Origin of the sequence: Microbacterium sp. AK009 (assembly GCF_013410955.1) — a bacterium.
Classification (GTDB): Bacteria; Actinomycetota; Actinomycetes; order Actinomycetales; family Microbacteriaceae; genus Microbacterium.
The window spans coordinates 525,665-547,960 of record NZ_JACCCG010000001.1 but is presented as its reverse complement, the minus strand read 5'-3'; the positions used below and the strand labels follow the sequence as shown (position 1 = coordinate 547,960).

At 71.5% G+C, this 22,296-nt stretch carries 20 protein-coding genes; 4 read left to right on the top strand and 16 right to left on the bottom strand.

All coding sequences use genetic code 11. The features are described 5' to 3' along the window. Positions 1–24: 24 nt before the first annotated feature. Positions 25–651, bottom strand: a complete 627-nt coding sequence (gene purN, locus HDC37_RS02650; RefSeq protein WP_179558820.1) for a phosphoribosylglycinamide formyltransferase — start codon at positions 649–651, stop codon at positions 25–27. A gap of 4 nt (positions 652–655) precedes the next feature. Further along, the gene (locus HDC37_RS02645; RefSeq protein WP_179558819.1) at positions 656–2,113 is read right to left on the bottom strand and encodes a DUF6350 family protein; all 1,458 of its coding nucleotides are present in this window, start codon (positions 2,111–2,113) and stop codon (positions 656–658) included. On the opposite strand from HDC37_RS02645, the gene HDC37_RS02640 reads away from it, so the two are divergent. Then, on the top strand, positions 2,112–3,653 hold the full coding sequence (locus HDC37_RS02640) for an NCS2 family permease (protein WP_179558818.1): 1,542 nt from the start codon (positions 2,112–2,114) through the stop codon (positions 3,651–3,653). The genes HDC37_RS02645 and HDC37_RS02640 overlap by 2 nt on opposite strands. A 36-nt stretch (positions 3,654–3,689) precedes the next feature. Here HDC37_RS02640 and HDC37_RS17480 read toward each other — a convergent pair whose 3' ends face one another. From HDC37_RS17480 to HDC37_RS02605, 7 genes are all read right to left on the bottom strand, one after another. Further along, positions 3,690–5,285, bottom strand: coding sequence for a polysaccharide deacetylase family protein (locus HDC37_RS17480; protein WP_179558817.1), 1,596 nt, complete (start codon positions 5,283–5,285; stop codon positions 3,690–3,692). Next, complete coding sequence (locus tag HDC37_RS02630) at positions 5,282–5,818, bottom strand: hypothetical protein (protein ID WP_179558816.1); 537 nt, start codon at positions 5,816–5,818, stop codon at positions 5,282–5,284. Before HDC37_RS02630 ends, HDC37_RS17480 begins: the two co-directional genes overlap by 4 nt. A gap of 80 nt (positions 5,819–5,898) precedes the next feature. Further along, entirely contained in the window at positions 5,899–6,348 is a 450-nt protein-coding gene (locus HDC37_RS02625) for a nitroreductase family deazaflavin-dependent oxidoreductase (protein ID WP_179558815.1), read from the bottom strand. A 5-nt stretch (positions 6,349–6,353) separates the two neighbouring features. Beyond that, positions 6,354–7,256: a succinate--CoA ligase subunit alpha gene (sucD, locus tag HDC37_RS02620; RefSeq protein WP_179558814.1), complete on the bottom strand. Its 903-nt coding sequence runs from the start codon at positions 7,254–7,256 to the stop codon at positions 6,354–6,356. Between the two features lie 28 nt (positions 7,257–7,284). Next, a complete protein-coding gene (sucC, locus tag HDC37_RS02615) occupies positions 7,285–8,448 on the bottom strand; it encodes an ADP-forming succinate--CoA ligase subunit beta (RefSeq protein WP_179558813.1) in 1,164 nt (387 codons plus the stop codon). Between the two features lie 195 nt (positions 8,449–8,643). Further along, entirely contained in the window at positions 8,644–9,246 is a 603-nt protein-coding gene (locus HDC37_RS02610) for a response regulator transcription factor (RefSeq protein ID WP_179558812.1), read from the bottom strand. Beyond that, positions 9,243–10,478: a histidine kinase gene (locus HDC37_RS02605; protein ID WP_179558811.1), complete on the bottom strand. Its 1,236-nt coding sequence runs from the start codon at positions 10,476–10,478 to the stop codon at positions 9,243–9,245. The genes HDC37_RS02610 and HDC37_RS02605 overlap by 4 nt, the downstream gene beginning before the upstream one ends. 203 nt (positions 10,479–10,681) lie before the next feature. Here HDC37_RS02605 and HDC37_RS02600 point away from each other — a divergent pair, with 203 nt between their 5' ends. After that, entirely contained in the window at positions 10,682–11,128 is a 447-nt protein-coding gene (locus HDC37_RS02600; RefSeq protein WP_257021284.1) for a small multidrug efflux protein, read from the top strand. 76 nt (positions 11,129–11,204) lie between these two features. Here HDC37_RS02600 and HDC37_RS02595 read toward each other — a convergent pair whose 3' ends face one another. Then, a complete protein-coding gene (locus HDC37_RS02595; RefSeq protein WP_179558809.1) occupies positions 11,205–11,951 on the bottom strand; it encodes an FAD-dependent oxidoreductase in 747 nt (248 codons plus the stop codon). A 126-nt stretch (positions 11,952–12,077) separates the two neighbouring features. On the opposite strand from HDC37_RS02595, the gene HDC37_RS02590 reads away from it, so the two are divergent. After that, positions 12,078–12,752, top strand: a complete 675-nt coding sequence (locus tag HDC37_RS02590) for a TetR family transcriptional regulator (RefSeq protein WP_179558808.1) — start codon at positions 12,078–12,080, stop codon at positions 12,750–12,752. Positions 12,753–12,755: 3 nt separating this feature from the next. Here the strand turns inward: HDC37_RS02590 and HDC37_RS02585 are convergent, their stop codons facing one another. After that, positions 12,756–14,057, bottom strand: a complete 1,302-nt coding sequence (locus tag HDC37_RS02585) for an acyl-CoA dehydrogenase family protein (RefSeq protein ID WP_179558807.1) — start codon at positions 14,055–14,057, stop codon at positions 12,756–12,758. 201 nt (positions 14,058–14,258) lie between these two features. Here HDC37_RS02585 and HDC37_RS02580 point away from each other — a divergent pair, with 201 nt between their 5' ends. After that, positions 14,259–15,446, top strand: coding sequence for an AI-2E family transporter (locus HDC37_RS02580; protein ID WP_179558806.1), 1,188 nt, complete (start codon positions 14,259–14,261; stop codon positions 15,444–15,446). A 180-nt stretch (positions 15,447–15,626) separates the two neighbouring features. On the opposite strand, the gene HDC37_RS02575 is transcribed toward HDC37_RS02580, so the two are convergent. The 5 genes from HDC37_RS02575 to HDC37_RS02555 form a co-directional block, all read right to left on the bottom strand. Beyond that, a complete protein-coding gene (locus HDC37_RS02575; RefSeq protein ID WP_179558805.1) occupies positions 15,627–15,881 on the bottom strand; it encodes a hypothetical protein in 255 nt (84 codons plus the stop codon). Between the two features lie 278 nt (positions 15,882–16,159). Beyond that, a complete protein-coding gene (locus HDC37_RS02570) occupies positions 16,160–17,221 on the bottom strand; it encodes an ATP-dependent DNA ligase (RefSeq protein WP_179558804.1) in 1,062 nt (353 codons plus the stop codon). Between the two features lie 323 nt (positions 17,222–17,544). Next, positions 17,545–18,579 (bottom strand): non-homologous end-joining DNA ligase, encoded by a 1,035-nt coding sequence (ligD, locus tag HDC37_RS02565; RefSeq protein WP_179558803.1) that lies wholly within the window; start codon positions 18,577–18,579, stop codon positions 17,545–17,547. Between the two features lie 64 nt (positions 18,580–18,643). Continuing rightward, on the bottom strand, positions 18,644–19,738 hold the full coding sequence (locus tag HDC37_RS02560; protein ID WP_179558802.1) for an SseB family protein: 1,095 nt from the start codon (positions 19,736–19,738) through the stop codon (positions 18,644–18,646). Positions 19,739–19,795: 57 nt separating this feature from the next. Further along, positions 19,796–22,264 carry an ATP-dependent helicase gene (locus tag HDC37_RS02555; protein WP_179558801.1) on the bottom strand — a complete coding sequence of 823 codons (2,469 nt, stop codon included), beginning with the start codon at positions 22,262–22,264 and terminating at the stop codon, positions 19,796–19,798. Positions 22,265–22,296: the final 32 nt, after the last annotated feature.

Sequence of the window (22,296 nt, the reverse complement as noted above, 5' to 3'; positions counted from 1 at the left end):
GCGTGCGGGATGGGGTGCGGGGGTTCAGGCAGGAGCGGATGTCGGTGACGCCGGCGTCGCGGTCGCCGCAGCGCGAGCGAGGTCGAGCTCGCCGGTGGCGATTCGGCGCACCACGTCGATCATCAGGCGTCGCTCGACGGGCTTGATGCGCTCGTGGAGGCGGCGCTCGTCGTCACCCGGGAGGATCGGCACGCGCTCCTGGGCGAGGATCGGCCCGGTGTCGACGCCGGCGTCGACGAGGATGACGCTGGCGCCGGTCTCGGTCGCCCCGGCGGCGAGTGCGTCGCGCACCGCGTGCGCCCCCGGGAACTCCGGGAGATACGCGGGGTGGGTGTTGATGATGCGGGGGCTCCACGCCTCGACGAACGCGGCGGGAAGCAGGCGCATGAGCCCGCTCAGCACGATGAGATCGGGGTTCCAGACGCGCAGCTGGGCGTCGAGTTCGGCTCCCCACGCCTCCCGCTCGGCGGCGCCGCGCCAGGGCACGAGGAGGGTCGGCACAGCGAAGGTCTCGGCGTGGGCGAACCCGTCTGCTTCGCGGTCGGCGCCGACGGCGATTATTCGCGCCGGGTAGTCGGACTCGCCCGCTGCCTCCAGCAGCGCCCGGAGATTGGACCCCGCGCCCGAGATGAGGACCGCGACGGTGAGCACCGGCTCAGTCTAGCGGCGACCCCCCGCCGCGCCGGGGGTGCGGGAACAGCGGCTGAGTGTCGGTCTGGTCGGGGCTCTCGGGCGGCTCGGGACTCTCGGGCGGCTCGGGCGGCTCGGGCGGCTCGACGCGCGGGGCGTCATCGACGGGAGCCGTATCCGCCGCGGCATCCGTCGTCGGGGTCTCGGACTCGCCCGACGGCTCCGGTTCCCACACCCCCCACTCGTCGGCATCCGCGTCGTCACCGCGCTCCCGCCCGGACGGCAGCGCCAGCAGGATCGCCGCCCCGATGAGCACCTCGACGCCGACGGCGAGACCGACCGCGCCGGGAACCGGTCCGACCTGCGCGAGTGCGCCCGGCCCGATCGACCCACCGGCGAGCTGAGCGAGAAGCGCCGCGGCACCCCCGGAGAGCACCGCGATGGATCCGGCGATGACGGCGCGCAGGCCCCAGCCGTCGGCGATCGCACGCGGATGGTCGGCGACCAGGCGCGAGCGCACCATCCATCCGGCGAGCGCGCCGAGCGCGACCGGTACAAGGGCGAGGAGAAGGAGCCACGAGGTCGTCGATTCGGGGATGACGCCCAGCAGCGGCACCGGAGGGAGCACCCCCACCTGCGTGCCGGCCGGGGCGACCGTCGTCGCCGCGCCGACGGCGAAGCCGGGGCCGGCGATGAACGACGCCGCCCAGACGACCAAGGTCGGCAGGTACGCGAGCTGGCCGAGCGCGATCACGCTCGCGCCGAGCACGTCGGCATTGCCGGCCTGAGACAGCGCGACCACCTGCGGCCCGCGGGCGACCAGCGCCACGGTGAGCAGCGCCGCGCCCGCCCCGACGAATCCGGTGACGACGATTCCCACCCCGCGAGTCGTCTCCGACACCGCCGCGAGGCCCGACTCGCCGATGCGGCCCTCCAGCCCATCGCGACCGCGGGCGATCAGCCCGACATCAGCCTCCCGCCACTCGGTGACGACCGCGGCGAGAGTCGCGGGAATCGCGAAGACGAGGGCCGGGAGGGCGATCGCGAGCCACGTCGGCGCGGCCGCGAGCGGATTCGCTCCGGTGAGCGCGATGCCGGCGGCGAGCGCCGTGAAGACGACGATCCCGCCGATGAGCCCGCTCCCCCACGCCTCCGATCGCGAGGCCCGCACGCCCATGCGCGCCGCCAGGCCCGCGGTGAGGGCGGCCAGGGCGAGCGGTGCGAGCGAGAGCGAGAAGGATGCCGCGGCTTCGTCGATGCCGCTGGCGGTGAGGTAGATCGGGGGCAGCGTGACATCCAGCGGCACGAGGTGACCGAGCTGCCACACCGAGGTCGTCGCAGCCCACAGCGCCGACCAGTCGGCCTGGGCGCCGAAGCCGAACACCCACAGCAGCGTCGCCGGCGCAAGGATCAGCGCAAGGCCGACCGCCGCCGCGATTGCGGCGTCGACGGCGGCGAGAAGAGCGACCACGAAGCGTTGCATGCCTCAACGACCCTACCGATCGGCGTCGGCGGAACCCGCTAACGTCGAGGGGGAGGTCTCAGTGAGCAACAGATCCGACGCGCCGACGATCGGCGCCGCAACATCGAACCGGCACGACGACGGCACCGCGAAGAACCGGCTCGACCGGTTCTTCGAGATCAGCAAGCGGGGCTCGTCGGTCGCCGCGGAGGTGCGCGGCGGGGTGGTCACGTTCGTGACGATGGCCTACATCGTCATCCTGAACCCGATCATCCTCTCCAGCGGCGTCGACGTCGACGGCAACAGCCTCGACTTCGCTCAACTGTCCGCGGTGACGGGGCTGACGGCGGGCGTGATGACGATCCTGTTCGGCCTCGTCGCCCGGCTCCCCTTCGGGTTCGCCGCGGGCCTCGGCATCAACTCCTTCCTCGCCGTGTCGGTGGTCGGCGAGGTGACGTGGCCCGAGGCGATGGGCCTGGTGATCATCAACGGCCTCATCATCGTGCTCCTGGCCGCAACGGGTCTGCGCCGCATGATCTTCGACGCCGTGCCCCTGCAGCTGAAGCTCGCGATCACGGTCGGCATCGGCCTGTTCATCGCCTTCATCGGATTCGTCAACGCCGGGTTCGTCACCGCGACCGGTGTCGGCTCACCCCCGGTCGGACTCGGCGTGGAGGGGTCGATCGCCACGGTGCCGGCGCTGGTGTTCGTGTTCACGCTGCTGCTCACCGGCATCCTGATGGCCCGCCGGGTGAGGGGCGGCATCCTCATCGGACTGGTCAGCGGCACCGTCGTCGCGGTCATCGTCGAGGCGGTGTGGAATCTCGGCTCGGCCGTGGACGCTCCGGGCGGCTGGGGGCTTTCGGTGCCCGAGCTCCCCGCGCAGTGGGTGAGCCTGCCCGACCTCGCGCTGGTCGGTCAGGTCGATCTGTTCGGCGCATTCGCCCGCATCGGCGTCCTCGCCGCCCTCATGCTCGTCTTCACCCTGGTCTTCACCAACTTCTTCGACGCCATGGGCACCCTCACGGGCCTGGCGAAAGAGGCGGGGCTGTCCGACGCCCACGGGAACTTCCCGCGTCTGCGCTCTGCACTGGTCGTCGAGGGGGTGGGAGCGGTCGCCGGCGGGTACACGTCCGGGTCGTCCAACACGGTCTTCATCGAGTCCGGCGCCGGCATCGGGGAGGGAGCCCGCACGGGGCTGGCGAACCTCGTCACCGGTGGGCTCTTCCTCGTCGCGATGTTCTTCACCCCGCTGGTGTCGATCGTCCCGACCGAGGTCGCGGCGGCCGCTCTGGTGATCGTCGGCGCCCTGATGATGTCGCAGATCCGGGCGATCGACTTCAGCGACTTCTCGGTGCTCCTGCCCGTCTTCCTCGCCGTGACGGTGATGCCCCTGACCTATTCCATCGCCAACGGCATCGGCGCGGGCTTCGTCTCCTGGGTGATCGTGCGGGTCTTCGCCGGGAAGGCGAGGGAGATCAGCCCCCTCCTGTGGGTCGTCTCGGCCGGATTCGTCGTCTTCTTCGCCCGCGGACCGATCGAGGCCTTCCTGGGCGCCTGACATCCCCCGGAGGTTGCTCCCGGTCCGTGCCGCAGGTCAGCGCCCGGAGGTCCAGGCTCCCGACGTGGGCATGGCGCCCTCGAAGATCTGCGTCACCGTCACCAGCGAGAAGCCGCGGTCGAGCAACCCGTCGTAGGTGGCGGCGGCAGCGGCAGCGGTGCCGGGGTGGATGTCGTGCATGAGCACGATCGAGCCGGGCCGGGGTCCGTCGACAGCCCGCGCGATGAGCGTGTCGACCTCGGGTCGCTGGTAGTCGAACGTGTCGACGTCCCACAGGATCGCCGGCAGTCCCGCGATGCGCAGCACGTTCTGGTTGTACTCGCCGTACGGCGGCCGGAAGCTCGTCGGACGCGTCCCCACGACGCTCTGGATCGCCGCACTGGTGTCGCGCAGCTGGGCGGCGACCTGCTCATCGGTGAGCGAGGGAAGACTCGGGTGGTTCCACGAGTGGTTGGCGATCTCGTGCCCCTCGTCGCGCATGCGGCGGAGGGTGTCGGCGTACGGCCGGGAGAGCTGACCGAGCACGTAGAACGTCGCGGCGGCGTCGCGTGCCCTCAGCTCGTCCAGGATGCCGGCGGTGTACTCCGACGGACCGTCGTCGTAGGTCAGCGCCACGCACGGCACGAGCTCGCAGTCGATCGCCTGGGCACCGGCGGGGACGGTCGTCGGTGCCTCGTAGGGCAGGGCGGATGCCACGGCGCCGGCCAGACCCGCTCCGAACGGCGTCAGATACGGCGTCGCGACCTCCCGGGGCACGGCGACCGCCATCGGCTCGGTCGTCGCGGCGATCCCGAGCGCCTGCAGCTCAGGCGGGCTGAACCCGGCCGGCACCTCGATGACGACGGCGCCGCCGACAGGCACCGAGCGGGCGAGCGCCGCGCCGATGACCGCGAGCCCTGCCTCATCGGGGGCTTGGACGGGGGCAAGGCTCAGGGCGCCCGCGTCGCGCCGGAGGGCTTCGACGATGTCGCCCCACAGCGCGGGGCCGGCCTCGGGGGTCCAGAGCGCGTCGGCCGCAACGGTCTCGCCGGTGCGGAGGTCGGTGTAGAGGGTGGTCGAGGTGTCACCGCTGATCGCCGTCGCATCGCCCGAGACCGTACGCAGCCGCACGCCCAGGTAGGGTCCGGCGGCGGCGACGATGTCGCAGGCCACCGCGGTGCCCGATCCGTTAGCCGGCCCCAGTCGCGGGTCGGCAAGCAGCTCGGCGGCCGCGAGCCGCGTGGATCCGGCGATGCACCCGCGGTCGCCCAGTCCCGCCCCGCGCGGGTGCGCCTGCGGCGTGTAGGCGAGGCCTGTGGCCGCTTCGCGGCCCCCGATCGCGTCCCGCACGGCGCCGATGACGCGGTCTCCCAGGGGCGTCCGTCCGGGAGGCAGAGCGACCCGCGCCTGAACCCCCACCTCGTCGTTGCGAATACGCATCGGACGTAGCGCCGGCACTTCCGCCGGGTCGATGGCGGCGGGGAACTCCGCCACCGCCACCCGGGCGGCGGGGAAGGCGGCGGGCCGCCACGCGGCATCCGTCGCCGGTGCGCAGGCGGAAAGCGCGAACGCGCCGATCAGGACGACAGGGAGCGCGGCGCGCCTGCCGCGAGATCGGCGCGACCCCGGACGCCGCATGGAGCGCCGACTCACGACGGCACCCGCACGGTGTCGAGCACCTCGGCGATCGCGTAGCGGTAGTCGCCGATGCTGCCGTCGGTGACCCGCGCGACGATCCCTGCGCTGACCGGACCGCGCTCGTCACCGACGGCGGCGAGGACAGCGCCGCCGTCGTCGTCCGAGACCTCGGTGTGCCGGGTGCGCGAGCCCGAGGACAGGGTCTCGGTGACGGCCGCGGCGCCCTGCGCGCCACTGGCGCGAACGAGCTCCGCATACGCGGTGTCGAAGCCCCCGCTCAGTTCGGTGACCGCGATCTCGAGTCGGCCGTCGGGACTGGTGAGTGTCAGGTCGTCACCGTCGAAGGGCGGGCGCCGGACCACCCATCCCGCCGGCGCCGTGAGCATGACCGAGGCGTCCGCGATCGTCACCTCGGTCGGCGTCTGGTACACCGTGGCACTGAGGTTCGCCAGGCTGGGCGGGATGGCGACCGCCGCGGCGAGGCCGATCCCCGCTGCAGCGCCGAGAGCGCCCACGCTCGCCAGCACGAGAGCAGTCTCCGACTTCACGGCCCGATCGTAGACCGGCCCCCTCGCGCCACCGCGCCGCGGCGCGGCATCCTCGGATTTTTCTCGGGATTACGGCGCGCTCACTCCGCGGGCGGGTCGAACGGCTCGAGCACGAAGACCGCGATCTTCCGGTCGGTCTTCTTCTGGTACTCGTTGTAATCGGGCCACACCTCGGCCGAGCGGTTCCACCACTCGGTGTACTCGTCGCCCGAGAGCTCGCGCGCGAGGTAGTCGCGCTTGACCGCGCCATCCTGCAGCTCGACGTGCGCATGCGCGCGCATGTTGGCCGCCCACGCCGGCTCGTCGGGGGCGCCGCCCTTGGACGCCACGACCGCGTACCGGCCGTCGTGCTCGACGCGCATGAGCGCCGTCTTGCGCAGTCCCCCGCTCTTCGCGCCGACGGTGGTCAGCACGATGATCGGCACACCGCGCAGGAGGTTCGCCTCGGTTCCGCCCGAGGCCTCGTACTGCTCGGCCTGCTCACGCGCCCACTGCGAGGTGCTGGGCTTGTACTCGCCTTTCAGCGGCACCGGACTCAGAGCCCCTCGATGATCTCGCGCATGAGAGCGGCGGTCTCGGACGGGGTCTTCCCGACCTTGACACCGGCGGCCTCGAGCGCTTCCTTCTTCGCCTGGGCGGTGCCCGCCGAGCCCGACACGATCGCGCCGGCGTGACCCATGGTCTTGCCCTCGGGCGCGGTGAAGCCGGCGACGTAGCCGACGACGGGCTTGGTCACGTTCGCCCGGATGAAGTCGGCCGCGCGCTCTTCGGCGTCGCCGCCGATCTCGCCGATCATGACGATGGCCTTCGTCTCGGGGTCGGCCTCGAACGCGGCGAGTGCGTCGATGTGGGTGGTGCCGATGATCGGGTCGCCGCCGATGCCGATGGCGGTGGAGAAGCCGATGTCGCGCAGCTCGAACATCATCTGGTAGGTCAGGGTGCCCGACTTCGACACCAGGCCGATCGGGCCCTTGCCGGTGATGTTGGCCGGGGTGATGCCGACCAGCGCCTCGTCGGGGGTGATGATGCCGGGGCAGTTCGGCCCGATGATGCGGGTGATGTTGCCCTTCGAGGTGGCGTAGGCCCAGGCCTCGGCCGAATCGCCCACGGGCACGCCCTCGGTGATGACGACCAGAAGCGGGATCTCGGCGTCGATGGCTTCGATCATCGCGGCCTTGGTGAACGCGGCCGGGACGAAGGCGATGGAGACGTCGGCACCGGTCTTCTCGATGGCCTCGGCCACCGACCCGAAGACGGGAAGCTCGACGTCGGCGCCGTCCTTGTCCTTGTGCAGCACGGTGGTGCCGGCCTTGCGGGCGTTGACGCCGCCCACGACGTCGGTGCCCGCCTTCAGCATGAGGGCGGTGTGCTTGGTGCCTTCACCGCCGGTGATGCCCTGGACGATGACCTTGGAGTCCTTGGTGAGGAAGATCGACATTTCTTGTTCCTTATCCGGATGCGGCGGGTCAGGCGTTGGCGAGTTCGGCGGCCTTGTCGGCGCCCTCGTCCATGGTCGAGGCGAGCGTCACCAGCGGGTGGTTCGCCTCCTGGAGGATGCGGCGGCCCTCCTCGACGCGGTTGCCGTCGATGCGGACGACCAGGGGCTTGGTGGCGGTGGAGCCGAGCTCGGCGAGAGCGCCGACGATGCCCTTCGCGACGGCGTCGCAGGCGGTGATGCCGCCGAAGACGTTGACGAACACGCTCTTGACCTGCGGGTCGCCGAGGATGACGTCCAGCCCCGCGGCCATGACCTCGGCGGAGGCGCCGCCGCCGATGTCGAGGAAGTTGGCCGGCTTCACGCCGCCGTGGTTCTCGCCGGCGTAGGCGACGACGTCGAGGGTCGACATGACCAGGCCCGCGCCGTTGCCGATGACACCGACCTCGCCGTCGAGCTTGACGTAGTTGAGGTCGTTCTCCTTGGCCTTGGCCTCGAGCGGGTCGGCGGCGTCCTTGTCCTCCAGACGCGCGTGGCCGGGGTGACGGAACTCGGCGTTCTCGTCGAGGGTGACCTTGCCGTCGAGGGCGATGACCTCGCCCTCCTCGGTGAGGACGAGCGGGTTGACCTCGACGAGGGTGGCGTCCTCGCCCTTGTAGACGTCGTAGAGCTTCACGAACACGTTCGCGACCTTCTCGACGAGGTCGTCGGGGAAGTTCGCGGCGCGGGCGATCTCGACGGCCTTGGCGTGGTCGATGCCGGTCAGCGGGTCGACCTCGATGCGAGCGAGCGCCTCGGGCTTCTCGACGGCGAGCTGCTCGATCTCCATGCCGCCCTCGACGCTGCACAGCGACAGGTAGGAGCGGTTGGCGCGGTCGAGCAGCACGGAGAAGTAGAACTCCTGGGCGATGCGGGCGCCGGCGGCGATCATCACGCGCTTGACGACGTGGCCCTTGATGTCCAGGCCCAGGATGGCCTGGGCGGCCTCGTAGGCCTCGTCGGGGGTCTTGGCGACCTTGACGCCGCCGGCCTTGCCGCGGCCTCCGGTCTTGACCTGCGCCTTGACGACGACCACGCCTCCGAGCTTCTCGGCGGCGGCCTTCGCCTCCTCGGCGGTGTCGGCGACGATGCCGGCGAGAACCGGCACCTCGTACTTCTCGAACAGATCGCGGGCCTGGTACTCGTAGAGATCCACAGAGAGTCCTTCGCTGGGCGAACGGTGGGGTGTGTGGGCCGAAGAAATCTCGATATCGAGATATCAGCCAGTCCCCTACCCTACTACCGGCGGCGGACCGCCTCATCCCGGGTGTCTCGACGACGGGCTTCTCCGACATGCGGGGCCGGGTGGCGCTCACGGCCCCCGTGCTCAGCGCAGGGCGGTGTCGCCGCGTCAGATCCAGCCGCGCTCGCGCGCCAGGATCGCGGCCTGCTGACGCGTCGCGAGACCGAGCTTGCCGAGCACCGCCGAGACGTGGTTGCGCACCGTGCCGGGCGAGAGGTGCAGGGTCGCCGCGATCTCGGCGATCGTCTCACCGCGCGATCCGGCGCGCAGCACGTCGAGCTCGCGATCGGTCAACGGGCTCCGCTCGTCGGTGAGCGCGTCGGCCGCGATCTCGGGGTCGACGTAGCGCCGGCCGGCGACGACGTCGCGGATCACCGCCGCGACGTCCTGCGCCGGGCGCGACTTGGGAAGGAACCCGTCGACCCCGGCGCTGAGCGCCCGGCGCAGCACCCCGGGTCGGGCGTGCCGCGTCACGACCACGCACTTCGACCCCGCCTGCCGGCGGATGCGTGCGGCGGCGTCGACGCCGTCGAGCCCCGGCATCTCGAGGTCGAGCAGGCACACGGTGGGGCGCAGCCGCGCGGCTTCGGCCACGGCCTCCTCGCCGTCGCGACACTCGGCGACGACCTCGAAATCGTCCTCGAGCCGCAGCAGCGCCGCGAGGGCCGAGCGGATCATGTCCTCGTCGTCGGCGATGAGGATGCGGATCATGACAGACCGCCGACGGATGCCGCGGGCACGCTGACCTCGAGGGTGAAGCGTTCCTGCGCGGCATCCCACTCCGCGGCGCCACCGACCGATCCCACCCGCTCGACGATGCCCGGGAGCCCCGATCCCGCGGGCGCCGCGGGCGGCGGCGCGGCGGTGGCGGGCAGGTCATTGCTGACGCCGAGTCGCCACACCCGCCCGTGGGCGCCCTCGTCGAGGACGAGACGGAACCGCGCCCGCGCGCCACCTCCGTGCTTGAGGATGTTCGTCGTCGACTCGCGCACGACCGGACCCAGGATCTCGGCGGGTGCGGCCCCGGCTCGTGGATCGACCTCGAGCTCGACGTCGAGGCCGGCCGCCCGAAGCAGATCGGCCGCGTTGGCGAGCTCGTCAGGTAGCGGGACGCCGCGGAATCGCGCGGCGAGGGCGCGTGTGCCCGAGCGGGCCTCGTCGACCGACGCGCGCGCGAGCCGCACCTGCTCGGCGGCGGCCTCGGGGTTGCGCGGCAGCATCCGTTCGGCGAGTTCGAGCTGGAGGGCGATCACCTGGAGGTGGTGGCCCTGCAGGTCGTGGAGGTCTCCGGCGAGCCGGAGTCGTTCCTGCGCGGCGGCGAGCCGCCCCTCGGCGACGCGGGCCTCATCAAGGGCGAGGACGATGTCCCACCACCACAGGCAGAGCACGGCCGTGGGCGGCAGGAGCAGCGCGAACAGGTTGTTGACGAACTGGGCATCGCCGCCGAGGTCGGGACCGGAGAGCAGGCGTTCGCTGATCCAGATCGCGGCGATCACGACGATGACCCCGCCCAGCAGACGGATGCGCACGCCCGAGCGCCAGCGCAGGAGCATCACCGCGAGAGCGACGAGCCCCGCAGCCGACAGGACGGATCCCGTGATCACCGCGATCACCGCGGCCGCGGCCGCCGAGGCGGCCAACGACCAGAAGACCGTGGCCGAGAACCGCTCCTCGTCGTCGCCGTCGTCGACCCTCCGACGACGGCCGTAGCGAGCCAGGAGCGGCACGCTCGAGGCGAGCGACACCGCCGCCGCGGCGAGGTAGATCGCAACCTGCAGGTCGTTGCCGTCGGCGAGCGCCGACACGAGCCAGAGGAGGGTGATGGCCTGGAACAGCACCACCGACCCCGCCGTGTACCACCAGGTCGCCGTCACCCCGCGTGAGAGGGCGCGCGCGGCCGGATGCCGCGCGGGCGCGGCGGTCGGACGGGATGCATCGCTCACACCGCCAGAGTACGACCATGACTTTTGTCACCCCCCGTCCACGGCATCCTCCCGGGCGGAGGTGACGCTCCGACACTGCCGCTGCGGGCCGCGATCGCGTGCGATGGAATCACCGTCCGATGACCGCCCATCCGCAAAGTCAAGGAGACACCGTGAACCCCATCGCCGACCTCATTCTCGGCTTCCAGAACCTCGTCGCCCAGATGCCCGAGCTTCTCCGGCCGCTCATCGTCGCCCTCGCCGGCGCCGTGCCCTTCATCGAGGGCGAGGGCGCTTCGGCGATCGGCATCATCGGTGGCATCCACCCCGTCGTCGCCGCCATCGCCGCCTTCGCCGGGAACTTCCTCTGCGTCGCCGTGATCGTCTTCGCCGGCGCCCGCGTGCGCACCGCGGTGACCACTCGCGGAGGGCGCGAGCCGCAGGAGCTGTCGCCGCGTCGTCAGAAGATCATGCGCGCCTATGAGCGCTACGGCACCCCCGGCGTGAGCCTCCTCGGCCCCCTGCTGGTGCCGACGCAGTTCACCGCCGCCGCTCTGGTGTCCACCGGCGTCGCCCCGGGCCGGGTGCTGTTCTGGCAGGCCGTCGCGATCGCGATGTGGACGACCCTCATCACACTCGGGATCCTCGGTGTGATCACCCTCGTCGGCTGAGTGGGGGCTCGCCGACCCTGACGCCCCGCTGCGCGAAAACTCCGTCGCCCCGCTCCGCGAGAGCTCTGCTGCCCCGCTACGCGACCGACGAGGTCGCGGGCGGGGCGTCGGGTTTCCGGGCGGCCGTCACGACCTGCGCCTTCTGCTCCGCCTGGGCCTTCTGAAGCGTCACCTTCCACCCGGGCCGGTCGACACGGGCGAGCTGCAGGATGTCGGCGACGACCTCGAGCGCCGCAGGAGCCGCCCGCGTCCGCCCCCGTCCGTGGCAGGAGGTCACGAAGCGGATGCGACCGAGCGAACGCGGTGCTTTGCCCACCGTCGGCGCGGGTCCGATCGACGCGGTGGCCTCGGAGATGCGCCGCGACCCGGCATCCGTGTTCCGAGCCGTCGACCTCGCGGCCGGCAGCAGATAGGACGCTGGGCGCCAGCGCGACGGAGTCGGGCCGGGGCGGTAGACGGAGTCGGCGTCGCGTGCGCCGGTGGCGAGGATGACCTGGTCGGCGAAGAGCGGACCGTGCTCGGTGTCGATCCGGCAGGGACTCGCCGAGGTCACGGCCTGGACGAACGTGCGGGTATGCAGGGCCGCGCCGGCGGCGACGAGTGCTGCCGCCAGCGCCGTCTCCTCGTTCGCGTCCCGGCCCGCACCGGGCCGGGCCGGGCTGATCACCCCGGCCTCGACGAGGGCCACCCGGCGACCGGACTGCGTGAGCAGAAGGGTCGCGACAAGCCCCGTGAGCGAGGCCCCGACCACCACGACGTCGTAGCGCTCACCGCGCGGAAGCGCCTGACCGGTGGTGTTCACGGCGTCGGCGAAAAGAGACATGAACACAGTGAAGGACCATGAACCGAACCGGACCATGGCCTTGACAAACACGCGCGCAGTTCTCCTGGATCCGGTTGTTGCACCGGGTCCACATCACCCGCCGGACCCCGCCGCTAAGCTCGGACCGTGAGCGACGCCGATCCTGCGTTCGTCGGCCGCACCGGTGTCGTGGCGGCCGCGGTCGAGCTGTTCCACACCCAGGGGTTCGATCAGACCTCGGTCGATCAGATCGCGCGGACGGCGGGGATGTCGCGCTCGACGTTCTTCCGTCAGTACGGCGGCAAGGAAGACGTGGTCTTCGCCGACCACGAGGGCCTGCTCGAAGAACTCCGGGCATTTCTCGCTCAGCCCCATGACGACCCGTGGGCGGCCGTGTGCGACGCATCCGTGCAGGTGTATCAGCATTTCGCCGCCGACCCCGAGCTCGCCCGGCGGCGGTACGCCGTGGTGCGGCAGATCCCAGCGCTGCGCGACCGCGAGATCGTGACGGTGTTCCGCTACGAGCGCCTCTTCGACGAGTACCTGCGTCAGGCGCTACCCGGGCTCGACCCTCTCGACGCAGTGGGGTTCTCCGCTCTCGTCACCGCCGTGCACAACCACGTGCTGCGGCGGCTGATCCGCGGTCCGAAGCGCGTGCCGGTGTCGGTGCTCAAGCGCGCGCTGGAGGACGCGCGCCGGCGTTTCGGAGTGCTGCCCGAGGAGTCGGCACCGGCGCCGGACGACTTCGTGGTCGCGGTGTTCCCGCGCCGGACGCCCAGCGCCGAGGTGGCCCGGCGCCTGCGCGACGCACTGTCGGAGTAGCGCTCAGGCGAACGCGCTCACACCGGTGATGTCGCGGCCGAGCAGGAGCGCCTGGATCGACTCGGTGCCCTCGTAGGTGTGTATCGCCTCGATGTCGGCCATGTGCTGCATCACGCCGTACTCGAGCAGGATCCCGTTGCCACCGAGGAGATCGCGCGCGGTGGCGGCGATCCGGCGGGCGGTGCGGGTGTTGTGGTACTTCGCCAGCGACGCCTGCGTCGGCCGCAGACCCCCGGATGCCTCGAGGTCGGCGAGGTGCCGGCAGTACAGCTGCATCGCAGTGAGCTCGGACAGCATCTTGGTGAGACGCTCCTGCACCATCTGGAACCCCGCGAGGCGCTTGCCGAACTGCTCGCGCTGCTGGGAGTACTGCAGGGCCGCCTCGTAGCAGGCTGTCGCGTGCCCGAGCGCCGACCAGGCGACCCCCGACCGCGTGGCGTAGAGCACGGTCGAGGCGTCCTTGAAGCTGTGAGTGCCCGGAAGCACCGCGTCGGCGGGGAGCCGGACGCCCCGCAGGGTGATGTGCGCCTGGTGGATGCCGCGCAGCGACGCCTTCCCGGTGATGGGCGCGCCGTGATAGCCCTCGGCCTCCTGCGGCACGAGGAAGCAGCGCACCTTGCCGTGGTCGTCGGCGCCGGGAGACTCCACCCGCGCCCAGACGAAGGTGACGCCGCCCGAAGCGCCGTTGCCGATCCACTTCTTGGCGCCGTCGATGATCCAGCCGCCGTCGGCGGCGCGCGTCGCGCGGGTCTCGAGCGAGACGGAGTCCGAGCCGTGGTCGGGTTCGGTGAGGGCGAAGGAGCCGAGCACCTCGCCGCGCGCGAGCGGCTGCAGGTACTGCGCCTTCTGCGCATCGCTGCCGAACAGCGCCAGGGTGCGCAGCGCCAGGCCGCCCTGCACGGCGAGCACGGTGCCGAGCGATCCGTCGCCGCGCGAGATCTCCATGTTGACCAGCCCCGCCGCGAGCGGTGAGAGGGCGGTGAGCCCGTCGTGTTCGATGCCGTCGACGAAGAGGTCGAGCTCGCCCATGCGCCGCACGATCGAGACGTCGTACTCCCCGGCATCCCACTGCGCGGCCGACCGGTCGCCGTACTCCGAGATCAGCACCCGGGCGCGCGACCATGCGTCGCGCTCGGCTCCGCCGATGTCGGCGAAGACGCCGTAGTAGTCGGTGTCGAGCGGATCGGTCACCCGGTACGCGCCGGCGCGGTCGCCCGGGAGGGCGCCGGTGTCGGTGCCCGGGCTGTCGGTACTGTCGGTGCTGTCGGTGCTGTCGGTCGCGGTGGGGGTCGGCGCAGACGTCATGACATCGAGTCTCGCATGAACTGACACTGAGTCTCAACGGTGTGACGCGGAGTCGTCCGGGAGGGTCTGCCCTGGCGGGTGACCGTGACGACGGGTTCGCGTGACGGCCCCCAGGGTCCGACGACGGACGGGTCCCTAGGCCCCCGCGACGTGCCGCGCAAGCACCCGGGCGTGCGCCGGGCCCGGCCGTAGGGTTCAGCCATGGGACTCTTCCGCCGCGCTCCGCGCCCACACGGCTTCGACCCTCGCGCATCCGACTCCGCCGAGAAGGCCGCGTCGTCGGCCGCCAAGGCCGCCAAGGCCCCCGTCGCCATCGGGCTGTGGGCCGACGGGCTCGGCAAGGTCGCGACCCGCGCACTGCAGATCCTCATCGTCATCGGCATCGCCACGCTGGCCGTCCTCGGTCTGCAGCAGGTGACAGTGGTGTGGATCCCCATCATCATCGCCCTCATCTTCGCCTGCGCCTTCGCGCCGCTGATGTCGTGGCTGCGCCGCGGCGGCGTGCCCTCCGTGCTCGCGACCCTCATCACCCTGCTCGCCGTCGTCGTCGTGCTGGGGCTGGCCGGGTGGCTCATCGTCTGGGCCGTGCGCAACCAGTGGGATGACCTCTACTCGCAGGCCGAGGCGGGTTTCCAGGAGCTTCTCGCCTGGATCAACACCCTGCCCTTCGCCCCCTCCGACAACCAGATCGAGCAGTGGCGCGACCAGATCATCGACTTCATCACGAGCGCGCAGTTCGGCACCGGCGCCATCGCCGGGGTGAGCGCGCTGGCCAACTTCGTCACCGGCCTCGTGCTCATGATCGTGGTGCTCTTCTTCTTCCTGAAGGACGGCCCGTGGCTCTGGGAGTTCCTGCTGCGCCCCTTCCGCGGCGAGAACGAGGCGCGCGCGCGCCGCATCGGCGACAAGACGGTGGTGACGCTCGGGTCGTACGTGCGCGGCACCGCCGCGGTCGCGTTCGTCGACGCGGTCGGGATCGGCATCGGCCTGGTCATCCTGCAGGTGCCCCTCGCGCTGCCGCTGGCGGTGCTGGTGTTCCTGCTGGCGTTCATCCCGATCGTCGGGGCGACGGTGGCCGGCATCCTCGCGGCCCTCGTCGCCCTCGTCGCGAACGGCTGGGTCAACGCCCTCTTCGTCGTGGGCGTGGTCGTGCTCGTGAACCAGCTCGAGGGCAACTTCCTCCAGCCCGTCCTCATGGGGCGGACGCTCAAGCTCCACGCCTTCGTCATCCTGATCGCCCTGACCGTCGGCACCGTACTCGGCGGGATCCTCGGCGCGGTGCTCGCCGTGCCGATCACGGCGGTCGTCTGGGGAATCATCAAGGTGTGGAACGGGCCGAACGAGCCCGCCCGCTGGGCGCAGAAGAAGGCGGTCGAACCGGCGGGATGATCGGGGCGCGTCGCGCCGCCCGGCGCGCGACGGCCGCCCTACACTGACCGCCGCCCGCCGCCCCGCCCCGCCGCCGCCGCCCCGCCGCCCCGCCGTCCCCCCGCCGCCGCCATCCCCCCGCCGCCGCCACCACCGTCCCCGCCCACCGTATGTGTCCCACAAGGTGCGGCTCTGGACGCCTCACGTCGCCGCTGCTGCGACATCCCCGCGGGGCGTGTCGCAGAAGCGGCGTGGTAGAGCCGCGGCATCCCGCATCTTCTCGGACACGCCCCAGGGGTGACCCGCCCGCGCACCCTGCCGCGGCATCACCCGCCACCCGCCGCCCCGCTGCCCCGCCGCACCGTCCACCGCCGCGCCGCCCGCGGCACCACCCGCCACCCGCCGCCCCGCCGCGCCGTCCACCGCCGCGGCGCCCGCGGCACCACCCGCCGCCACCCGCCGCCCCGCCGCGCCGCCCGCCGCGCCGCCGCGCCGCCCGCCGCACCGGCCCTACCCACCGCGCCGTGTCCCACAAGTTGCGGCTTTCCCACGCCTCCGGTCGGCTCTTCTGCGACATCACCGTGGGGCGTGTCGCAGAAGCGGCGTGGTGGAGCCGCGGCATCCGGCACCTTCTCGGACACGCGCGGAGCGACCCGCTCACGCGCGGAGCGACCCGCTCCGCGTGGGCGGCCGAGCGGGAGCGGCGACGGCGGCGGGAGCGCGCCGCGCTGCGGTCAGAGACCGGGGAGGATGTCGGAGAGCGTGAAGCTCGCCGGCACCTCCAGCTGCGCGAAGGTGCACGAGCGCGGGTCGCGGTCGGGGCGCCAGCGCCGGAACGACGGGATGTGGCGGAAGCGCTCGCCCTCCATGTGGTCGTAGGCGACTTCGACGACGAGCTCGGGGCGCAGGGGCACGAAGGAGAGATCCTTGCCGGCGTTCCACCGGCTGCCCGCCCCGGCGAGCTGCGTGCCGTCGGCGGCATGCTCGGCCCAGCCTCCCCACGGGTGCGCCGAGAGGTCGACATCGCGGTAGGGCGCGAGGTCATCGAGCAGGGTCTTGCGCCGGGCCATGGGGAAGGATGCCGTCACCCCGACGTGATGCAGGCTGCCATCGTCGCCGTAGAGGCCGAGGAGCAGCGAGCCGACGATCGGGCCGGACTTGTGCCAGCGGAATCCCGCGACCACGCAGTCGGCGGTGCGCTCGTGCTTGATCTTGAACATCGTGCGCTTGTTCGGCTGGTAGGTGCCGTCAAGGGGCTTGGCGATCACGCCGTCCAGGCCCGCCCCCTCGAAGGTCTCGAACCACTCCTGCGCGACGGCAGGGTCACCCGTCGCGGGAGTGATGTAGACCGGCGGCTCGACGCCCGACAGCGCCTCGATGAGGTGGGCCCGGCGCTCGGAGAAGGGGCGGCCGGTGAGGTCGTCGTCGCCGAGGGCCAGTAGATCGAAGGCGATGAACGACGCCGGCGTCTGGGTGGCGAGGAGGTTCACGCGGCTCGCCGCGGGGTGGATCCGCTGCTGCAGCGCCTCGAAGTCGAGACCGCCGTCGGTGGCGACGACGATCTCGCCATCGACCACGCAGCGCTCGGGGAGCTGGGCGCGGAGTGCCTCGACGAGCTCGGGGAAATAGCGCGTCATCGGTCGTTCGTTACGGCTGCCGAGTTCGACCTCGTCGCCGTCGCGGAAGACGATCGTGCGGAACCCGTCCCACTTGGGTTCGACGTGCCCGAGGTCGGGGATGGCCGAGACCGACTTCGCGAGCATCGGCGCGACCGGGGGCATGACGGGGAGGTCCATCGCCTCAGTCTCGCGTGCCGCGTTGTCTCGCGCCATCCCGCGCCCTCTTCGTGCGCGTGCGACACGCGTGCGTGCGGCGTTCGGGAGCGCGTCGTCGGGCGCGCAACCCTCCCCCGACAACTTCCGCCCCTTTTCACGCGCCGCAAGGGCCGAACGTGACGGCGGAAGCACGGCCCCTGACGCTCCCCCGACAACTTCCGCCCCTTTCCACGCGCCGCAAGGGCCGAACGTGACGGCGGAAGCACGCGCCTCGCGCTCCGGGCGCACACCGCGCGACGTTGCACCGCGGCATCCGGCACCAACCGCCCCGGAACGGACGCGCGCTACTCCTTCGGCCAGTTCGCTTCGTTCTTGCGACTCGGCTGCACGCGCGGCGGTTCGCCGGGCATCTTCGGGAAGTCGGGCGGGAAGGGCAGCTCGCCGAGCCCGTCGTCGAGGTCGCGCTGCCACCACTCCAGCAGCACGTCGATGCGCCCGGGCGTCTCGAGCATCCCCTCCCACGGGTCTCCCACCGACGACAGCCGCTCCGGCACCGAGCGCACGGTGAAGGCCGCAGGGTCGGCATCCGCCAGCTCGTCCCACGTGATCGGCGTCGACACGGTCGCACCCGCGAGCGCCCGCGGGCTGTAGGCCCCCGCCATCGTGCGGTCGCGGTTGGCCTGGTTGAAGTCGATGAAGATGCGCTCGCCGCGCTCTTCCTTCCACCAGTTCGTGGTCACCCGGTCGGGCATCCGGCGCTCCAGCTCACGCCCGGCGGCGATGACGGCGTGCCGCACATCGAGGAACTCCCACTCCGGCTCGATGGGGCAGAAGACATGGATGCCACGATTGCCGCTCGTCTTGAGGAACGCCGTCAGCCCCGCCTCGGCGAGCACATCACGCAGGGCGGGCGCGACCGCGGCGGCGTCGCCGAAGTCGGTGCCCGGCTGCGGGTCGAGGTCGATGCGCAGCTCGACGGGATTGTCGGTGTTGCTCGTCAGTGACGCCCACGGGTGGAACACGATGGTGTTCATCTGCGCCGCCCACACGACAGCCGCGGGCTCGGTCAGCACGATCTGCGGATGCCGCCGCCCGCTGTTGTAGCGCACGGTCACCGCCTCGACGTAGTCGGGGGTGCCCTTCGGCGGGTTCTTGGAGTAGAACCGCTCCCCTTCGACAGACTCCGGAAATCGCTCGAGCGACACCGGCCGGTTGCCGTTCGCGGCGAGGAACGGCCCCGAGACCGCCATGAGGTATTCGGCGAGCTCGTGCTTGGTGATCCCGAGGGCGGGCCACAGCACGCGGTCGGGATTCGACAGGCGCACCTCGCGGTCCCCCGCGGGCCCGGGAACGGTCAGCATCGTGAACGGGCTCGCCATGCACGCGACGCTATCGCGTCGCCGGGGAACGCATCAGGGGGACACGCGTCGGGGCATCACGCTCTCACGGCAGAATCGGGCCGAGGTCCTCGCGACCGAGCCGGATCCACGGACCCGCGGCGTCGACGAGGATGCCGGCGAGTGCCGTGTCTGCCGCCAGCGCAGCGCCGAGCCGGTCGGCCGTGATGGGCGCCGCCTTGTCGCCGCGGCCGATGGCGGCCACCTCGAGCGGATGTGTGAACACCTGCAACAGCCGCTCGCCGTTGGCACGCGCCTCGGCGACGCCGACCTTGCCGTCGGGGGTCTCGTTGACCGCGACCCAGAGTCGGGCACCGGGCATCGCCGCAACGATCTCGGCACCCGTCGCGGCCGTGCGCGGGCCTGCGAGGAGGTGCTTGACCAGCGCGTTCGGGTCGGCCTGGTCGAGCATCCGCTCGATGAGTTCCCTGGGGATCACCGCGCGCGCGGGCGCCGATGACGGGTCGATGATGATGCCGGCGTAGGTCCCGGTCACCACGTGGCGGAGCACGGTGGCTGCGGGCTGGGCGACAGCGGAGGTCTGCTGGTCGCCGTCGGCCGCCACGCTCGCCTGCAGCGCCGCGCCGCCGCTGAAGGCCAGCACGTACTGCTTCTCGCCCACGGTCGCGACGGCGAGCGGGAGCTGAGCGCCCTCCGACAGCAGCTGCCGGGCGTCGCCCTTGATCCGCAGGAACAGCTGGCCCTGCAGCAGCTGCCGGGCGACGTGGATGAGGTCGAGCGACTCGGGCTTGTCGGGAAGCTTTCGCAGCGCCTGGATGACCAGCCCGTTGTCGGGCAGGCCCGGGACGGTCTGCGACGGCGCGGGTGCTTCGGCCGGGCCGAGGGTGCGGGGCGCCGGGGTGCTCGCAGAGGGCTGCGCCGCAGGCGCGCTGGGCGCTGTGCGCGGCGCCCCATAGGTCGACACCGAGATGTTCACGTGCGGAACCGGCTCCTCGGCCGAGTCTGCACCGGATGCGGCGTCGCCACCCGGGCCGGAGTCCTCGCCCTCGCGCGGGGCCAGCCCGGGCGCCTCGGCGACGTCGACGTCCGTCTCGGGAGCCTCGGGGTCGGGCGTTCCCGTCTGCGGTTTCGCGTCGTCGCTGTGGTCGTCGGTCTTCTTACGTCGCCCGAAGAGTGCCATCGTGCCAGCCTACGCGGCGACCCTTCGGGTCGCGCCCGGCTTCGCCTTCGCGCGCGGCTACAGCTTCGCGATCGGCGCGATCTTGACCAGGAGCTTCTTCATGCCGACTGTGTCGAAGCGCACGTGAGCGACGCGCTTCGCACCCTCACCGGTGATCGCGTCGATGCGGCCCTCGCCGAAATCGTCGTGACGGATGCGGTCGCCCGGCGCCAGCTCCATGTCGCCGTTGTCGCGCACCTTCGCCGGGATGCGGTTGGCGAACTTCTCCACCGACGTCGACTTCGGCACGAGATCGTCGCCGTAGCGCCGCCCCGACCCCGACCCGCCGAACCCCGACCCAGAGGACCCGCGCCGCGCATTGAGCGCCCGCGACTGCGTCCCGCCGCGCGAGTTGACGTCGCCCGGCGACTGGCGCCAGTCGAGCAGATCCGACGGGATCTCCTGCAGGAACCGGCTCGGCATCGCCACCGACACCTCTGTGAATTGCGCGCGGGTCATCGCCAGCGTCAGGTACAGGCGCTTACGCGCCCGGGTGACGCCGACGTAGAACAGCCGCCGCTCCTCCTGCGGGCCTCCCGGCTCCCCAGCCGAGATCCGGTGCGGGATCAGGTCCTCCTCGACACCGGTGAGGAAGACCGCGTCGTACTCGAGGCCCTTCGCGGTGTGCATCGTCATGAGCGACACCGACCCCGAGGCATCCTCGAGATCATCGGCGTCCGAGACGAGCGCCACCTCGGTGAGGAAGTCGACGATCGTCCCCTCCGGGTTGTTGCGCGCGAACTCGCGGGCCACGGCGACGAGCTCGTCGAGGTTCTCCACGCGCGCCTCGTCCTGCGGGTCGCGGCTCGCGCGCAGCGCGTCGAGATACCCGCTCTTCGACAGCAGCAGCTGCAGTCCGTCGGCGACGGCGGTCGGCGGGGGCAGCTCACCTGACGGCGGCAGCATGAGATCGGATGCCTCGGCGAGAACCGCATCCAAGTGCGCGATCGCCGCCTGGATCTTGGGTCCGACACCGAGCGCCGAGGCATTGCCGAGCGCGTCACGGAAGGTGATCTGCTCATCGGCTGCGTACCGACTGATCGTCTCGATCGTCACGTCACCGATGCCACGGCGCGGCCGGTTGATGATGCGGCGCATCGCCATCTCATCGGCGGGGTTCGCCGCCGCGACGAGATAGGCCAGGGCGTCTTTGATCTCTGCGCGCTCGTAGAACTTCGTGCCGCCCATGATCTTGTACGGCACGGCCGCGCGGATGAAGATCTCCTCCAGCGCACGCGACTGCGAGTTCGTGCGGTAGAACACCGCCACCTGGTCGTACGGCACCCCGCCCTTGTGCAGCACCTCGATCTCGTCGGCGACGAACTGCGCCTCGTCGTGCTGCGAGTACCCGGTGAAGCCGACGATCTTCTCGCCCGCGCCGACATCGGTCCACAGCCGCTTGTCCTTGCGGTCGAAGTTGTGGCTGATCACCGCATTCGCCGCCGACAGGATGTTCTGGGTCGACCGGTAGTTCTGCTCGAGGAGCACGACCTTCGCGCCCGGGAAGTCGCGCTCGAACTCGCTGATGTTCCGGATGTCCGCTCCGCGGAACGCGTAGATCGACTGGTCGGAGTCACCGACGACCGTGAGCGACGCGGCCTCTTCGGTCGCCGGCGCGTCGAAGATCATCATGCCGCCCGACTCGGCGATGGGCCCGCCGTCAGACCCCGGCGCGCGGGTCAGCTCGTGGATCAGCGCGTACTGCGAATGGTTGGTGTCCTGGTACTCGTCGACGAGGATGTGCCGGAACCGCCGGCGGTACACATCCGCCACCTGCGGGAACGCCCGGAACAGGTACACCGTCTGTGCGATCAGGTCGTCGAAGTCGAACGCGTTGGCCCGCTGCAGCTCGCGCTGGTACGCAGCGAACACGTCGCAGAAGACGCGCTCGGCCGGGTCGTTCATGTTCGCCGAGCGGGCGTACGACTCCGCATCGGCGAGCTCGTTCTTGAGCTTGGAGATCTTCCCCTGCACCGCCGAGGGGGTCAGTCCGTAGGCATCCGCCTCGTGCTCTTTCACCAGCCGCTTGACGAGCGCCCGCGAATCGCCGGAGTCGTAGATCGTGAACGACTTGGTGAACCCGAACTGCTCGGCCTCGCGCCTGAGGATCCGCACGCACGCCGAGTGGAACGTCGAGATCCACATGCCCTGCGACCGGTCGCCGACGAGCTGGTGCACGCGCTCGCGCATCTCACCCGCAGCCTTGTTGGTGAAGGTGATGGCGAGGATCTGGCTCGGCCACGCCTCTTTGTTGCGCAGAAGGGACGCGATGCGCCGCGTCAGCACACTGGTCTTGCCCGACCCGGCGCCCGCGACGATGAGGAGCGCCTGACCGCGATAGGTCACCGCCTCGCGCTGCTCGGGGTTGAGCCCTGCGAGCAGGTCTTCGTCGACGCGAGCGCCGGAGCCCGGTCGGGGCCCGCGATCGCCGTCGACGATGAGAGGGACGGATGCCGCGGGATGCGCGGCCGGAGAGACGTCAGTCATTGCCCGTCAATTCTAGGTCGGGGCTACGACAT

Coding starts and splice junctions, on each gene's coding strand:
- HDC37_RS02640 (WP_179558818.1), top strand. CDS start 2,112: ATGCCTCAACGACCCTACCGATCGGCGTCGGCGGAACCCGCTAACGTC.
- HDC37_RS02645 (WP_179558819.1), bottom strand. CDS start 2,113: ATGCAACGCTTCGTGGTCGCTCTTCTCGCCGCCGTCGACGCCGCAATC.
- sucD (WP_179558814.1), bottom strand. CDS start 7,256: ATGTCGATCTTCCTCACCAAGGACTCCAAGGTCATCGTCCAGGGCATC.
- HDC37_RS02610 (WP_179558812.1), bottom strand. CDS start 9,246: ATGATCCGCATCCTCATCGCCGACGACGAGGACATGATCCGCTCGGCC.
- HDC37_RS02600 (WP_257021284.1), top strand. CDS start 10,682: ATGCCCGAGCTTCTCCGGCCGCTCATCGTCGCCCTCGCCGGCGCCGTG.
- HDC37_RS02595 (WP_179558809.1), bottom strand. CDS start 11,951: ATGTCTCTTTTCGCCGACGCCGTGAACACCACCGGTCAGGCGCTTCCG.
- HDC37_RS02585 (WP_179558807.1), bottom strand. CDS start 14,057: ATGACGTCTGCGCCGACCCCCACCGCGACCGACAGCACCGACAGCACC.
- HDC37_RS02580 (WP_179558806.1), top strand. CDS start 14,259: ATGGGACTCTTCCGCCGCGCTCCGCGCCCACACGGCTTCGACCCTCGC.
- HDC37_RS02570 (WP_179558804.1), bottom strand. CDS start 17,221: ATGGACCTCCCCGTCATGCCCCCGGTCGCGCCGATGCTCGCGAAGTCG.
- ligD (WP_179558803.1), bottom strand. CDS start 18,579: ATGGCGAGCCCGTTCACGATGCTGACCGTTCCCGGGCCCGCGGGGGAC.
- HDC37_RS02560 (WP_179558802.1), bottom strand. CDS start 19,738: ATGGCACTCTTCGGGCGACGTAAGAAGACCGACGACCACAGCGACGAC.
- HDC37_RS02555 (WP_179558801.1), bottom strand. CDS start 22,264: ATGACTGACGTCTCTCCGGCCGCGCATCCCGCGGCATCCGTCCCTCTC.